Origin of the sequence: Halomonas sp. DP8Y7-3, from assembly GCF_019801675.1 — a bacterium.
Taxonomy (GTDB): Bacteria; Pseudomonadota; Gammaproteobacteria; order Pseudomonadales; family Halomonadaceae; genus Halomonas; species Halomonas litopenaei_A.
Genome location: NZ_JAHVIO010000018.1, coordinates 92574 through 106166, shown reverse-complemented (window position 1 = coordinate 106166; position 13593 = coordinate 92574). Strand labels below are relative to the sequence as shown.

At 61.7% G+C, this 13593-nt stretch carries 15 protein-coding genes; 8 read left to right on the top strand and 7 right to left on the bottom strand.

All coding sequences use genetic code 11. From position 1 onward, the window contains the following. Positions 1 to 68: 68 nt before the first annotated feature. The 5 genes from KUV86_RS17155 to KUV86_RS17135 all read left to right on the top strand — a co-directional run bounded on the left by KUV86_RS17155 (position 69) and on the right by KUV86_RS17135 (position 4436). Positions 69 to 920, top strand: a complete 852-nt coding sequence (locus KUV86_RS17155) for a 3-hydroxybutyryl-CoA dehydrogenase (RefSeq protein ID WP_206944354.1) — start codon at positions 69 to 71, stop codon at positions 918 to 920. Positions 921 to 1189: 269 nt separating this feature from the next. Beyond that, the gene (locus KUV86_RS17150) at positions 1190 to 1963 is read left to right on the top strand and encodes an enoyl-CoA hydratase-related protein (protein ID WP_222164226.1); all 774 of its coding nucleotides are present in this window, start codon (positions 1190 to 1192) and stop codon (positions 1961 to 1963) included. A 91-nt stretch (positions 1964 to 2054) separates the two neighbouring features. Next, the gene (locus tag KUV86_RS17145) at positions 2055 to 2537 is read left to right on the top strand and encodes a GNAT family N-acetyltransferase (protein ID WP_222485883.1); all 483 of its coding nucleotides are present in this window, start codon (positions 2055 to 2057) and stop codon (positions 2535 to 2537) included. 87 nt (positions 2538 to 2624) lie between these two features. Then, positions 2625 to 3314, top strand: coding sequence for an aspartate/glutamate racemase family protein (locus tag KUV86_RS17140; protein WP_222485881.1), 690 nt, complete (start codon positions 2625 to 2627; stop codon positions 3312 to 3314). A gap of 264 nt (positions 3315 to 3578) precedes the next feature. Then, positions 3579 to 4436, top strand: a complete 858-nt coding sequence (locus KUV86_RS17135; protein ID WP_222485879.1) for an MOSC domain-containing protein — start codon at positions 3579 to 3581, stop codon at positions 4434 to 4436. On the opposite strand, the gene KUV86_RS17130 is transcribed toward KUV86_RS17135, so the two are convergent. Next, a complete protein-coding gene (locus KUV86_RS17130) occupies positions 4426 to 4914 on the bottom strand; it encodes a nucleoside deaminase (RefSeq protein WP_315901000.1) in 489 nt (162 codons plus the stop codon). The genes KUV86_RS17135 and KUV86_RS17130 overlap by 11 nt on opposite strands. A 270-nt stretch (positions 4915 to 5184) precedes the next feature. On the opposite strand from KUV86_RS17130, the gene KUV86_RS17125 reads away from it, so the two are divergent. Further along, positions 5185 to 5766 carry a DUF6624 domain-containing protein gene (locus tag KUV86_RS17125; RefSeq protein WP_222164222.1) on the top strand — a complete coding sequence of 194 codons (582 nt, stop codon included), beginning with the start codon at positions 5185 to 5187 and terminating at the stop codon, positions 5764 to 5766. 49 nt (positions 5767 to 5815) lie between these two features. On the opposite strand, the gene KUV86_RS17120 is transcribed toward KUV86_RS17125, so the two are convergent. The 4 genes from KUV86_RS17120 to KUV86_RS17105 all read right to left on the bottom strand — a co-directional run bounded on the left by KUV86_RS17120 (position 5816) and on the right by KUV86_RS17105 (position 9595). Next, a complete protein-coding gene (locus KUV86_RS17120) occupies positions 5816 to 6451 on the bottom strand; it encodes a response regulator transcription factor (protein WP_206944345.1) in 636 nt (211 codons plus the stop codon). A 138-nt stretch (positions 6452 to 6589) separates the two neighbouring features. Beyond that, complete coding sequence (locus KUV86_RS17115) at positions 6590 to 8173, bottom strand: PAS domain S-box protein (protein ID WP_222485877.1); 1584 nt, start codon at positions 8171 to 8173, stop codon at positions 6590 to 6592. Between the two features lie 60 nt (positions 8174 to 8233). Continuing rightward, positions 8234 to 8893 carry a 2OG-Fe(II) oxygenase gene (locus KUV86_RS17110; protein WP_206944342.1) on the bottom strand — a complete coding sequence of 220 codons (660 nt, stop codon included), beginning with the start codon at positions 8891 to 8893 and terminating at the stop codon, positions 8234 to 8236. 66 nt (positions 8894 to 8959) lie between these two features. After that, positions 8960 to 9595 carry a CoA pyrophosphatase gene (locus KUV86_RS17105; protein WP_222164219.1) on the bottom strand — a complete coding sequence of 212 codons (636 nt, stop codon included), beginning with the start codon at positions 9593 to 9595 and terminating at the stop codon, positions 8960 to 8962. 101 nt (positions 9596 to 9696) lie between these two features. Here KUV86_RS17105 and KUV86_RS17100 point away from each other — a divergent pair, with 101 nt between their 5' ends. Further along, a complete protein-coding gene (locus KUV86_RS17100; RefSeq protein WP_206944340.1) occupies positions 9697 to 10254 on the top strand; it encodes an NUDIX hydrolase in 558 nt (185 codons plus the stop codon). 128 nt (positions 10255 to 10382) lie between these two features. On the opposite strand, the gene KUV86_RS17095 is transcribed toward KUV86_RS17100, so the two are convergent. After that, the gene (locus KUV86_RS17095; RefSeq protein ID WP_206944339.1) at positions 10383 to 10694 is read right to left on the bottom strand and encodes a YqfO family protein; all 312 of its coding nucleotides are present in this window, start codon (positions 10692 to 10694) and stop codon (positions 10383 to 10385) included. 97 nt (positions 10695 to 10791) lie between these two features. Then, the gene (locus KUV86_RS17090; protein ID WP_222485874.1) at positions 10792 to 11700 is read right to left on the bottom strand and encodes an alpha/beta fold hydrolase; all 909 of its coding nucleotides are present in this window, start codon (positions 11698 to 11700) and stop codon (positions 10792 to 10794) included. Positions 11701 to 12062: 362 nt separating this feature from the next. Between KUV86_RS17090 and KUV86_RS17085 the strand changes: the two genes are divergently transcribed. Beyond that, positions 12063 to 13526 carry a TolC family outer membrane protein gene (locus KUV86_RS17085; RefSeq protein ID WP_206944337.1) on the top strand — a complete coding sequence of 488 codons (1464 nt, stop codon included), beginning with the start codon at positions 12063 to 12065 and terminating at the stop codon, positions 13524 to 13526. Positions 13527 to 13593: the final 67 nt, after the last annotated feature.

Sequence of the window (13593 nt, the reverse complement as noted above, 5' to 3'; positions counted from 1 at the left end):
CACTCACACAGATATGTCGCAGATGTATCACCGATTAACCATTGAATGAAACCTAGAGGGACGATGCCATGAGCGAGACTCTGATCGGAGTCGTAGGAGGCGGTACCATGGGGCAGGGGATAGCCCAGGTGCTGATTCAGAGTGGTTTCCAGGTCACGCTGTGTGATGTCGCTGAGGAAGCCCTTGAGCGCGCGCAGACAGGAATCGCCAAGGGACTTGGCAGGCTGGTGGAGAAAGGTCGCCTCAGCGAGCAGGATCAGCAGGCTGCCAGTGCCCGCCTGGCGACGTCCACGTCGCTTGATGCACTGGCAGATCGGCAGGTGATTATTGAAGCCGCCCCTGAAGCCGCAGAGCTCAAGGAACGGTTGTTCAAGGAGCTGGACGCGCTCAATCACCAGGCCATTCTGGCCTCGAATACCTCCTCGCTGTCGCTCACTCGACTGGCCGGCGTGTGCCAACGTCCCGAACGGGTGGTGGGTATGCACTTCTTTAATCCGGTGCCGGTGCTCAAGCTGGTCGAGATCATTCGCGCTGAACAGACCAGTGACGCCACGGTGGCTCGTGTCGAGGCGCTGGCGGAGGCCATGGGCAAGACGTCTGTGGCGATTTCAGACTCGCCGGGCTTTGCGGTGAACCGACTGCTGGTGCCGATGATCAACGAGGCAGCGTTCCTGGTGCAGGAAGGCGTCGCCAGCGTAAACGATATCGATACGTCCATGCAGCTCGGCGCTGCCCACCCCATGGGGCCCTTGGCCTTGGCCGACCTTATCGGCCTGGATGTCTGCCTGGCGATCATGAATGTGCTGGCGGAAGGCTTCGGGGATCCGAAGTACCGTCCTTGCCCCTTGCTGAAGCGAATGGTCGATGCAGGTTATCTGGGCCGCAAGAGCGGGCGAGGATTCCACGACTACAGTGGTTGATGCGGCGTATATGCGCCAAAAGAATGGCTTGTGAGCCTACCAAGCGTTCGCTAGGGTGATGCGAACGCCTGGTCTTGAACCCCCGGTCTTGAAAGCCCGGTCTTGAGAGCCAGGCCTAACTATCACGGTTTCGAGCACAGCGTTGTGAAGCACGCGCTAGATCCCATGCTTGTTCGAGGCGTCTGGCCGTCACCCGTCCCGGGCGAGTGGCGGAGGGCGGCTGAAGCCTTCACAGCGGTGTCTGTCCCTTTACGTACAGGAGTCCCTGCATGAGTGAGCAACTGGTCGAGATGACCGATACAGGCGGCGTTGTTCGTCTGACCATCAACCGCCCCAAGGCGCTGAACGCTCTCAACAGTGGCGTCATCCAGGCGTTGGAAGACGTACTGGACCAGCTGGAAGGCCGCGAAGGGCTGCGTGCGGTGTTGATGACCGGCGCTGGCGAAAAGTCGTTCGTGGCAGGGGCCGACATCACCGAGATGCGTGAGATGTCACCTCAGCAGGCGCGCGACTTCGCGGCCCAGGCGTTGAAGACCGTCAAGCGACTTGAGACGCTGCCAGTGCCCGTGGTGGCCCTGGTCAACGGCTTTTGCCTCGGAGGCGGCTGCGAGCTGGCTTTGGCCTGTGACTGGGCGGTGGCCAGCGACAACGCCGTGTTTGGTCAGCCGGAGGTTCTGTTGGGCGTGATTCCTGGCTTCGGCGGCTCACAGCGCCTGCCGCGCCGGGTGGGGCCGGCCATGGCGCTGGACCTGTGCACCACCGGACGCAAGATTGATGCCGCCGAGGCGCTGCGTATCGGGCTGGTCAATCAGGTGATGTCCCAGGCGGAGCTGGAAGACTATGCCCAGACCTTGACCAAGCAGCTCGCTGGCAATGGTCCGGGAGCCGTGCGCAGTGCCAAGCAGGTCATCCACGATGGCTTGGATCAGGATCTGGACAGTGCGTTGGCGCTGGAGACCAGCCTGTTCGCGCTGTGCTTCGCATCCGACGAGCAGCGTGAAGGCATGAGCGCCTTCGTCGAGAAACGCAAACCCAACTTCTGACGGCGCGGGTTTGTCATAGCCTCGACAACACGGCCCTGGTGTTTACCAGGGCCGTGTTGTTGTAGGAAAGGTATGGGAAGGGGCATGGGGCATGGACGGCGATAGGGTGACGCTCGAGGGATGCGCAGAGGCAGACGCGGCAGAAACGCTAGTGCGTCATCAGATGGCAGATGACTACCTTCGCCACGGGCTGACCTGGGACAGTGAACGGTTTCACCAGCGTTTCCCCGAGAGGTGCTGGCGCTGGGCGGTCTGTGACCGTGGGCGAGTGGGGTTGCTGGCATGGGAGCAGAGTGCTGATGTTGTCGTGCTGCGGGAGCTGCATGTGGTGCCGGATGAACGCGGCAAGGGAATCGGTACGCAGTTGCTCGCACTGTGGGAAGACATGGCGCGCTTGTCAGGTGCTCAATGCCTTCGCCTGCGTGTGCTGTCGGGGAGTCGCGCCGTGTCATGGTATCAGCGACAGGGGTATCAGCAGGTGCGAGGCTGCCCGACTCCCCATGGCCAGGTGCTGGGCCTGGAGAAAGCGGTTGTTCATGATCGCGCAGCCCACTCAGGAGCAGCCAAGGGTTGAGCTGATGGATACTGTTCCTCTCAGCGGGTCCCTGTATGCTGTGGGTTAGACGATACTGACGTCAGGGATGATTCCGGGAGGGCGGGCATGAAGACCATCGGTTTGTTGGGTGGAATGAGCTGGGAATCCACGGTGAGCTACTACCAGTACCTAAATCGTGGTGTCAACGAGACCCTTGGGGGACACCACTCGGCCAAGATCGTCCTGGTCAGCGTCGATTTTGCCGAAGTCGAGGCATTCCAGCGGCAGGGGCGCTGGGAAGACGCTGCCGCCTTGCTGGCAGGCGCTGCCTGGCAGGTGCAGGAAGCCGGCGCCGACATGCTCGTATTGTGCACCAACACCATGCACAAGGTAGCACGTCAGATCGAGAAGGCCGTGGATATTCCCTTGCTCCACATCGCCGACGCCACTGCGGATGCACTGGTCATGGACGGGATCAAGCGTGTTGGGCTACTGGGTACGCGTTTCACCATGGAGCAGGGATTCTACAAGGATCGGCTCGAGGCCTTCGGAATTGACGTCAGGGTCCCTGACAAGCCCCAGCGCGAGCAAGTGCATCGCATCATTTACGATGAACTGTGCCATGGCCAGATCGTGCCAACGTCTCGCGATGAGATGCTGGCCATCATGGAGGAGCTTGTCGCTGATGGGGCCCAGGCCGTGATTCTGGGGTGCACCGAGATTGCGCTGCTGGTCAATCAGCAGGATACCGCGGTGGCGCTGTACGACACCACGGCGATCCACGCGAAAAGGGCGGTAGAACTGGCCATTGGCTGAGCTCAGCCAGCTTAACTGACACCTACCACATCGGCGTCATGGATCCTGTGGGCGCTGTCATGCTGGGGTGACACGATAGGGCGACACGAAAGCGTGTCACGATAGGGCGACACGATAGGGTGTCACGAAAGCGTGTCACGACAGCTCGCTGTGATAGATCGTCACGACAGTCTGTTACGACAGCGTGTCGGCATTGTCGGGTAAGATCGCATGGCTACCGCTCACCGCCACGTCGAGCGCACCCACCACTGACAAGGAACGTTGATGAAGCTGTCCTCTCTCGCCTGCTATCCGGTGAAGTCCCTGCAGGGAATCACCCTGTCCCATGCGGAACTTACCGAGCGCGGCCTGGCCCATGATCGTCGCTGGATGCTGGTCAATCCCACGGGCAAATTCGTCACCCAGCGCGAGCTACCAGCGCTGGCGACCATCGGTGTCGTCCTGACCGAAACAGCGCTACAACTGCGTCATGCGGATATGCCGCCCTTGGTGGTGCCATTGGCGGATACCAGTGGGGCCATGCTGGATGTGAGGGTCTGGGCAAGTGACTGCCAGGCGGAGGATGAGGGCCCTGAGGCGTCACAGTGGCTCGCCGCTGCGCTGGGCGCTCCTCAAGGATCCTTGCGCCTGGTGCGACTCCCCGATTCCGCCAGAAGGCTGGTCGAAACTGATTACCTGTCCCCCCAGGAACAGGGCGTGGTTCATACTGGCTTTGCCGACGGCTATCCACTGCTGATTGCGTGCGAGGCGTCTCTGGCGGCGCTCAACGAGCGACTGCTGGCCAAGGGAGAAGACCCCGTCCCGATGGAGCGCTTCCGTCCCAACCTGGTGGTGTCGGGCGCTGACGCCTTTGCTGAGCGTGACTGGAGCAGCCTGGCGGGCCCAGGCTATCGACTGGGGCTACGCAAGCCCTGCAAGCGTTGCAAGATCATTACCCTTGATCAGCGCAGTGGCGCTGCGCCTTCCCCCAAGGAGCCGCTCAAGACGCTGGTCGAAATGGACACACAGCCTGGCTGGAAAGGCGCCTACTTCGGTCAGAATGCCATCATCGAAGACGGTGTCGGTGCCGTGCTCAGGGTCGGCGACCACCTGGAAGCAAGCCAGCGTCCTGTCACCCTCTGAGGCGCTTCTCCTGGTGGTACCGGCGATGCAGTTCGCGAATCGTATCGCCGAACGCTGCGACTGGCCCGTCGACCTGAAGGCCCGGAACAATGGATCCAATCGGTAGCGGTGCCACCGGTGCCGGGGCGACCTCCCACTGCGCCAGCCATTGACCCAGTTGTTCAGACGAGCTGGCGTAGACAATCCTGCCAAGGCCGACCCAACCGTGGGCGGCGGCGCACATCGGGCAGTGTTCTCCCGATGTGTATACCGTGGCTGCCCTGCGCTCCTCTGCTGACAGGTGGGTGGCGGCCCAACGGGCGATGGCGAACTCTGGATGCTGAGTCGCGTCACCCGCCGCGACATGATTGTGGTCCTCAAAGCGTATCGTGCCGTGGCCATCGACCAGCAGCGAACCAAAGGGTTCGTCGCCCTTGTCCAGGGCCTGCTGTGCCAACTCGATGCAACGGCGCAGGTGATGGAGGTCGGTCTCATTCATCAGCATGTCCTCATAAGTGGCAGCACTGACAGCGTCGTCTGCTAGGCCTGGGATGCCTCGGAGGAGGGATGCCAGGGTGTTCCCATGGACTCTAGCATGCGGGTTGACCCCACGCTGCGCTCGGTGACGCCAGTCTTTTCTTTGCCGAAACAAGCCTGCTTTGTCGATGTTTTCCTACGGAGCGGTCGGAGAATCGACTATTGATGCAGACCATTAACCCTAGGAGTCTGTGATTAAGCGTGGCAGATCAGCGGATACGAGGTGCTCGGGATGACGATACGCAAAGGAGTGTTGGCCCAGCAGATGATCACGCTGCTGCAACAGGACCGGACGTTGCTGGAGGAACTCAGCGCTTCCGGGGAACTTCCCTCGATGGATTATCACCCGCGGGTTCGGGCGTTGTATCAGGACAATGCCGAGCGGCTGTCGGGGATCATCGATCGTCAGGGCTGGCCGGGCCGCGATGCCGCAGGTGAGGATGGTTGCGAGGCGGCGTGGCATATCGCCATGCATGCGGTGTTTGACGTCGACTTCATGCAGCGCTGCTGTGTTGCCCTGAAGCAGGCCGTTGGCGACGGTCAGGCTCCCGGGTGGCAGCTGGCCTACCTGGAGGATCGTATGCGCGTGCTGATGGGACAGCCACAGCGTTACGGCACCCAGTTCGAGATTGGTGAGGATGGCTGGCCGGTCCCTGGTGAGATCGAGAACCCTGCCGACGTGGACCGACGCCGACAGGCGCTGGGGCTGGAGCCGCTCTCTCAGCGCCTGGCCCGGTTGCGGGGTTCACCTCAGGGGCCTTCCTGGCATCAGGAGCGAAGCGCCGGCCCGGATCGATGGCGTGATTCGGCCTGAGGCGAGAAGGTGTGCGAGGTGGCGATACTTGCCAGGCGAGTGCGCGATGTTAGTGAGTGGCCGGAAGCGCATCGACCAGCTCCAGCGCAACGGCCATTCGAATCAGTTCAGCCAGATTGGCGGCACCCAGCGTCTTCATGATGCGCTGACGGTAAACCTCAATGGTCTTGGCGCTGAGGGATAGCTGTTCAGCGATTTCACGGCTGGTCAGACCCCGCGCCACCTCCCGCAGGATGGCTTGCTCATTGGCTCTCAGCGTGTCGTAGCGACGCTTCAGCTCCTGCTGTCGCGACCAGTGGTTCATCTGGCAGTGATGGAGATCCAGCGCCTGTTGAATCGTGTCGATCAGCTGCTGCTGGTTGAAGGGCTTTTCGATGAAATCGAAGGCGCCTGCCTTCAAGGCTGCCACCGCCATGGGGACATCACCGTGTCCCGTCATCATGATCAACGGCAGGTGCTGGTCGCGCTGGGCTAGCCGCTGCTGGACCTGAAGCCCACTGAGTCCGGGCATGCGCACATCCAGCAATAGCACCTGATGCGAATGGGTCGAGGCAAGAAAGTCATCACCGCTGGAGTAGCCTCTAGCGCCGAGTCCTACCGACTGCAGCAGCCAGGCCAGCGACTCCCTCAGATCTTCGTCATCATCGACGATGGCGACGGTGGCAGGCGGAACATCATGGGACATGGCAGTTACCGAGGTGGTCTGGCGAGCCTGGACATGTGGTGAGCACATGCTGACCGCCGATAACAGAAAACAAGCAACGTCGTTATCCTATCCGATTGGGGCCCTGCCGGGGACTGTTCATCGCGCTGGTGCTGGTGCCTAGACGCGCGCGAGGCTGATGCGAAAGCGTGCACCGGTAAAGGGGGAAGACACCTGGAAGCGCTGAGAATTCTCTGGCACTGGAGCTCGGTACGTTGCGCCGTCACGACCAGTGTCCTCAAGCGTCAGCCCTCCGCCCATGGCCTCCAGCAATGACAGACTGATCGATAGCCCCATGCCAAGGCCCTCCGGGCGACTACTGACAAAAGGCGTGAAGAGCTGTGGACGCTGATCTTCAGGGACGCCTGGCCCGTCATCCAAAATGTCGATGCATACCGTATCTGCGCCGGTGGGATAGGCATCGACGAGGATACGGGGAGGCGAGGTAGTGGCCACCGTGTCGCGGCAGGCGTCTAGCGCGTTACGAATTAGGTTTACCAGTACCTGCTCCAGCCCCTCGGCGTCGGCAGTAACGTACAGGCCAGGAGGCGTCATGCACCAGATGAGCTGAACCCCTTCGTGGCGGCACTGTGGCTCCCACAGGTCGACCGCCGCAGAGATGATGGCGGAGAGGTCCTGGGGGGCAAGGTGCAGGCTGCCACGGCGAACAAACCGGCGAATATGCTTGAGACGGTCCGATAGCCGCTGAATCTGATGGCTGATTCGGGTGAGTGGAACGGTGAGCTCACTGGCAGGCTGTTGGGGATTGCGTTCAAGCTGCATCAGCGCGCCACTGGCATAGTTGCTGAGGGTCGCCAATGGCTGGTTGCACTCGTGGGCAATCGTGGTGGCCAACTCGCCGAGGGAGGCCAGCCGATTGGCATGAGTAATCTGTTCCTGGTGGCGCCGCGCTTGCGCTTCTGCTTCCAGACGCAGGCTGAGGTCTCGATTGACCAGGGATAGCTGGGCATGGCCTGCCTGTTCACGGTGTTGCTGGACCACACTGAGCACCGGAATGTCACCGCCAGGGCTGGCCAGGGCCAACTCTCCGCTCCAGCGTCCATGCTGGTGAATGGCTGGCAGTACCTGCTGGCACCAGGTCTGGGTGGCCTGGGTGGTCAGCAGCTGGCGAATGGCCAGCGAGGGGCTGTCCTTGGCAAGGCCCAGCAGCTCGCGAGCCGCCTGGTTCGAGTAGACCAGCGTCTCGTCTTCATCACAGAACAGCACGTAGTCCGTGGTCGATTCGACCACCCGTGCCAGGCGTTGACGTCTCGCTTCTTCCTCGACCCGCCGGCTGACATCGCGGGATACGCAGAGTATGTCGATCAAGTCGCCGGTGGCGGGGTCTCGGCGAGTTCGGCTCGTGGTCTCGAACCAGATGTAGTGGCCTTCACGGGTGCGGAAACGGTAGGTCTGCTCGTAGAAGCCTTCGTGGTAGTAAATGCTGGGTGACTTGCTCAGCAGGGCGGCCAGGTCGTCGGGGTGAAACATGTCATAGGCGCAGATGCCCACCAGCTCTTCCGGCGCAAAGCCGAGCAGCGACTGCGAGGCCTGGGACGCATAGAGAAAGACGCCGTCCTGGTCGTGCCGCGAGATTAGATCGGTGGTGCTTTCCGCCAGCCACTGATAGTGACGTTTTTCTTCTTCCAGCCGCGCGATGGTTTGCTCGAGCTCACGCAGCCGGGTGTCGGTAGTGGTGGACATGGGCACACTCGATAGCGATATGGCTTGTCTGGCAAGCGCAGGTCACACAGGGCGGCTGACTCAGCGCGCGGGGTCGATCATGCCCCCGAGTGAGGCGTTGCGTCGGAACCAGCCCGCGATGCTGGCCCGGGGGTGTCGCGTTGGCAACACTTCATGGGGTACTTGCTCTGACAGGAAGCACACCAGGGTCCCAGCCTGTGGCGCCACACGCGCCACTTCCCGATCCTGGTCATCGCTTGCGTAGATCACCATCTCACCGCCGCCGTCCTCAGGCCAGTCCGGATTGAGGTAGCCGACCGTGGAGACCACACGGTTGGCGCGGCCGCGAAAGCTGTCGAGGTGGCGACGATAGAAGGCGCCGCTGGGGTAGCGTGCCAGGTGCGCTTCATACTCGAAGAGGCCGAGAAACAGGCTGGCATTGAGGGCCTGCTGCAATTCCCCCATGGTGTCCAGGTAGCGACGCTGGGCCAGGGTTTCCCGGTCGAGCCAATGGATGGCATCTCCGCGAATGTCATCGCGGGTTTCGTGCTCGTTGCCGCGTCCTATACCTGCCCTGGTCAGGGCCTCTAGACGAGCGCGGTCCTCGATTTCGCTGTGCAGGGCCTGGCAAAGCGCAGGATCCAGCAGTTCCTTGCCGATATAAAAGCCTTGCTCCACCAGCGCCTCGATCAACTCGTCGAGGCGGCCAGGGGGTAGAGGGCAAGCGTCTGGATAGCTCATGGTGCCGAAGTCGTCTCTTGCCAGGTGATGTCATGTGCCCTTGCGAGCCAGTGGTGGCTGTCTGCGTCAGGCATGTGGGGCCCGTCGCGGAGGCAGGTGGCGCAGTGTACCCTCAGGGCGGCGCGAGAGGCTCATTTCCTGGCCGAATCCCTCCGCCAGAAGCTCCACCAGCATCATCGCCGATAGCCCCCAGATCACGTAGTCCTCGCCTTGGTCGGCAGGGATCAGGTAGCTGGGCACGTAGAGGTTATTGCCGTCGACCGGGATGACATCGGTATGGGTGCGATGATCGTCAAGGAAGTGAGCCAGCGGCACCTCGAAGATGGCGTCCAGCTCGCCCTGATCCGGCGCCAGCGGGAGCCCCGGCGGTATGATGCCGACAAAGGGCGTGACCTTGAGCCCGTGCAGGGAAAGCACATCGGACAGCTGACCGATCACCTCGACGTGATGGGCCTGCAGGCCGATTTCTTCTTCCGACTCACGCAAGGCCGTGGCCAGCAGGTGGTCATCTTGATCCTCGCGCTTGCCGCCAGGGAAGGCCACTTGGCCGCTGTGGGTCGACAGATGGCTGGCGCGACGCGTGAACAACAGGCCCGGCTCTGGTCGGTCGATCACTGGGATCAGCACCGCTGCCTCTGGCAGCTTGACCTTTAGCTGCCGCGGGGAATGCGCTTGCAGGCGTTTGCGTAGTTTCTCTAACATGGGGTGTCCGCTGGGTTTCGTTCGTTGTACCCAGCCCTACGTAGCGGCGTCAAGCCTGTCTCCCACTCCCTGCCAGGGAACGACAAGAACGATTGCAGCCCATGAATTTTTGCAGCCACTGTGGTGAGCCGGTCAGCTTTGCCATCCCTGAGGGGGATGACCGCCCGCGTTTCCTGTGCCATGCCTGCGGCACGATTCACTACCAGAATCCCAGGATCGTGGCGGGGACCTTGCCGGTGTGCGGCTCTCGCGTATTGCTGTGTCGGCGGGCCATAGCTCCCCGAGAAGGGTACTGGACGCTGCCGGCAGGTTTTATGGAGAACGGAGAGACGACACCGGATGCGGCCCGGCGGGAGACCCGCGAGGAAGCCTGCGCCGATGTGGCGCTGGCGGGGCTGTACACCATGATCAATCTGCCCCACATCGACCAGGTCTTCATGATCTTTCTGGCGGAGCTGAACGGCAGCTATGCGGCGGGGCCGGAGAGCCTGGACGTGCAACTCTTTGAAGAACACGAGATACCCTGGGATGAGCTTGCCTTTCCCACCATCGAGCGCACCTTGCGGCACTTTTTCGAAGACCGGGGCACTGATCACTTCCCGTTGCACGTCAGTGACATCACCCCAGAGCAGCGCTCCGCCTTCTTCGGCAGTGCCTGAGCAGGGCCCATTCAATGCTGCTCGCCGTGGGCCTGTGATGGCGAGGCCGATCTGAGCGTGAGCCGAGCGTGAGCCGAAGCTTGAGCCGAGCTGGAGCAGGAGGTCGCCGCTCGGCCAGGCGCAAGACGTCACAGTTCGGCCAGGCGCCAGACGTCATAGGCCACTTCTTCATAAGGGTGTGCCAGTTTCAGTGCCGACACTGCCGCTTCAATCAACTCATCTGCACACACCATTTCGACCTTGAACTCCTGTACTCGCTCGAGCTCACCGACTCGGCCGATATGCGGATCCGCGCCGTTCAAGGGCCTGAACTGACCTTCCCCGGCGGTCTGAAAGCAGCAGGCTTCATAGTCGCCGATACGGCCAGCACCGGTGGCGAAGACCGCTTCCTTGACCGCCTCCGCATGGTCGTGTGGTACGAAAAAGGCGAGCTTGTACATAACGTCTCCCTGGAGCAACAGTGCATGAGGGCCTGCGACTGCCTGCCCACCGGGCAGGCTAGACCCGTCAAGAGCTGCCCAGTGTAGCCGGGGTGTGTCAGTGCCCGATACCCAGCCAGCGCTTCCACCATGGCAAGGCGTTGGCGTCCACGGCCTCCTGCTGGGCGCTGGTGGTGGATTCCAGAAAGGCCTTGATGGGGTCGACTTGCTGGGGGCGATCGAGCATGGGAGCGTGTCCACAGCCAGGTACGCTCAATGTCTCGAGTGTTGGCTGTGCTTCGCCCATGCGCTGGACAATGTCTTCGCTGATCAGCGTGGAATCTTCGCCACGAATGACCATCAAAGGGCAACGTATGGCCCTCCAGTCGGACCAGGTATCCCGCGGCGTGTCATGGACAAATTGCTCGCCTATCCGGGGGTCGTAGTGATAGGTCCAGCTGCCGTCCGGCAGGCGCCGAGCGCTCTCCAGTGTCAGCTGGCGCCAACCGTCCTCGGTGTCGATGCCAAAGCCGGCGTAGTGGCGACGTAGCTCTGCTTCAAGCTGCCCCAGCCGCGTGAATCGATGGGGGACCGTAAAGTAGCTGGCAAGCTCGGTCAGCCCCGAGGGGTCGAGCTCGGGGCCGACATCGTTAAGCACCAGGCGTTCGATGCGGGATGCGCTGGCAGGATCTGCCGCCAGCAACATGCCGAGCAGGCCTCCCATGGAGGTACCAATCCAGGGGACGCTGTCCAACGAAAAGTGGTCGAGTACAGCTAACGCGACTGTCATGTAATGGGCGTATACATAGTCATTGGCCGGATACATGGACCAGCTGGAGAGCCCTCGCCCGGGGGTGTCAGGAGCAAGAACGCGCCATTCTGGACCCAGCTCTCTTGCCAGGGCTGCGAAGTCGCCACCATGGCGCGCCAGCCCATGCCAGGCCACTACCGTTTTCGGTGCTTCGGGGTGGAAAACGCGCACGGCGATCTCCAGTTCGCGATGTGTGACCAGGCTCAGATGATCCATGGCAGCTCCTGACGGGTGGTCTGACGGCGAGGATGCAAATGCTGCATTGCATCATTCTAGTCGAGCTAGAGGGTGCGTGCGAAATTGCGAAATTTTCACCATCCTTGCACGAAGGGCGGTAGAATAGTCCATCAAACATGCGACAATGTATGTATATCGATTGCTACTATTGGCGTATGCTGCAAGTGAAAGATCGTTGACCCGATGCAAGATCGAATCTCGCGGATGGCGCGGGAGTCGACCACGCTGTGTCAATGACGCGCCCCGCTGCTGTACCGGTCCTGATTGCCTGGAAGGAGCCCTCCGGGCCGGTGTGATGGGACTTGTGGACAACGCCAAGCAACATACCGAGGATGCTTTTAATGACGCCTTCCCATCCAGTTTCTGATTCCCGGAGTACGCCGGTACGCGTGCGCCGCCACCTGCTGTGTGCCGTTGTAGCTGCCTTGATGGTGGGACAGGCCCAGGGTGCTGACCTGCTGACCATTACCCGCGACGCCCTGGAAAACAATTCCGAGCTGGCATCGGCACGCGCTGCAACCAGTGGCGTGGAAGAGGGCATCAACGTCGAGCAGGCGGACCTCAATCCGCAGGTATCCGCTTCAGGTGAAGCGGCCTATAACCACATCTTCGAGACGCAATCCCAGTCCGGTTTCAGCGGCACCGGTATGGATGATGACTACATCAGCTACGGAATCAACTTGCAGGCCACTCAGAAGCTGTACGACGCGCTGAACAGCCGTGAGGTCGACGTGGCCAAGGCGCAGCTCGAGCAGCAGACCTTCAGCCTGGCCGCGACCGAGCAGCAGGTGCTGATCGACACATCCTCGGCGTATTTCGACATTCTCCGTGCGTATGAAATTCTGGAAGCACGCCGTGCCCAGGAGCGTGCTATCGGGCGTCAGCTCGAGCAAGCCCAGGAGCAGTTCGATGTGGGCCTGATCGCCATCACTGATGTGGAAGAAGCTCGTGCCAGCTTCGACCAGTCTCGGGCGGACCGCATTACCGCTGAAAGCAACCTGCAGGTCGCCTTCGAGGCCCTCGAGCGACTGACCGGCAAGCGTTACGACAGCATCGAGATGCTCCAGGACGACCTGCCCATTGCGCTGCCTGAGCCGGCCAGCCGCGATGCCTGGATCGAGCTGGCGATTGAGCGCAATCCCGAACTGCTGGCGCAGCAGGCCGGTGTCGATGTGGCTCGCGAGCAGATCGATGTGGCTCGCGCGGCGGATCTACCGGTCTTCGAGGCCTTTGCCAACTACGCCTACAGCGATGATGAGCGGGACGGCTACGAGGACTACAACTCGAACAGCCAGGTGGGCGTGAGTGCGAGCATGCCGCTTTACACCGGCGGACGCACCAGTGCCTCCGTGCGCCAGACGACCTACCAGCTGGAGTCGAGTCAGTACGACTTCGAGTCCCAGCGCCGCGAGACCGTGCTGCAGATTCGCTCGCTGTACACCCAGGTCAGCAATGACGTGTCCACCGTGGCGGCGCGCAAGCAGGCCATCGTCTCCAACCAGAGCGCTCTGGACGCCACTCGTGCGGGCTATGAGGTCGGCACACGTAACATTGTTGACGTGCTCAATGCCGAACAGAGCCTGTATAACGCCATCGCCGACTACGCCGATGCTCGATACAACTACGTGGTCGACCTGCTGAGCCTGCATCGCCAGGCCGGCGTGCTCGACGCTGACGATATCGCTGAACTGAACGCCTTCCTGGTAGAAGAAGGGCAGGTCAACTTTACGCTTCCCGAGCAGAGCGAAGCCGACGGCTACGACGCAGTGCTGGACATTGGCGCGCCTCCGCGTCAGGACTCGTAGTTCCCGCCAGCGCCGGTCCGGCCACCACCGCGGTGGCCGGATGTCTTTCAGCCTTACGACATCACGA

Coding starts and splice junctions, on each gene's coding strand:
- KUV86_RS17155 (WP_206944354.1), top strand. CDS start 69: ATGAGCGAGACTCTGATCGGAGTCGTAGGAGGCGGTACCATGGGGCAG.
- KUV86_RS17150 (WP_222164226.1), top strand. CDS start 1,190: ATGAGTGAGCAACTGGTCGAGATGACCGATACAGGCGGCGTTGTTCGT.
- KUV86_RS17145 (WP_222485883.1), top strand. CDS start 2,055: ATGGACGGCGATAGGGTGACGCTCGAGGGATGCGCAGAGGCAGACGCG.
- KUV86_RS17140 (WP_222485881.1), top strand. CDS start 2,625: ATGAAGACCATCGGTTTGTTGGGTGGAATGAGCTGGGAATCCACGGTG.
- KUV86_RS17135 (WP_222485879.1), top strand. CDS start 3,579: ATGAAGCTGTCCTCTCTCGCCTGCTATCCGGTGAAGTCCCTGCAGGGA.
- KUV86_RS17130 (WP_315901000.1), bottom strand. CDS start 4,914: ATGAATGAGACCGACCTCCATCACCTGCGCCGTTGCATCGAGTTGGCA.
- KUV86_RS17125 (WP_222164222.1), top strand. CDS start 5,185: ATGACGATACGCAAAGGAGTGTTGGCCCAGCAGATGATCACGCTGCTG.
- KUV86_RS17120 (WP_206944345.1), bottom strand. CDS start 6,451: ATGTCCCATGATGTTCCGCCTGCCACCGTCGCCATCGTCGATGATGAC.
- KUV86_RS17115 (WP_222485877.1), bottom strand. CDS start 8,173: ATGTCCACCACTACCGACACCCGGCTGCGTGAGCTCGAGCAAACCATC.
- KUV86_RS17110 (WP_206944342.1), bottom strand. CDS start 8,893: ATGAGCTATCCAGACGCTTGCCCTCTACCCCCTGGCCGCCTCGACGAG.
- KUV86_RS17105 (WP_222164219.1), bottom strand. CDS start 9,595: ATGTTAGAGAAACTACGCAAACGCCTGCAAGCGCATTCCCCGCGGCAG.
- KUV86_RS17100 (WP_206944340.1), top strand. CDS start 9,697: ATGAATTTTTGCAGCCACTGTGGTGAGCCGGTCAGCTTTGCCATCCCT.
- KUV86_RS17095 (WP_206944339.1), bottom strand. CDS start 10,694: ATGTACAAGCTCGCCTTTTTCGTACCACACGACCATGCGGAGGCGGTC.
- KUV86_RS17090 (WP_222485874.1), bottom strand. CDS start 11,700: ATGGATCATCTGAGCCTGGTCACACATCGCGAACTGGAGATCGCCGTG.
- KUV86_RS17085 (WP_206944337.1), top strand. CDS start 12,063: ATGACGCCTTCCCATCCAGTTTCTGATTCCCGGAGTACGCCGGTACGC.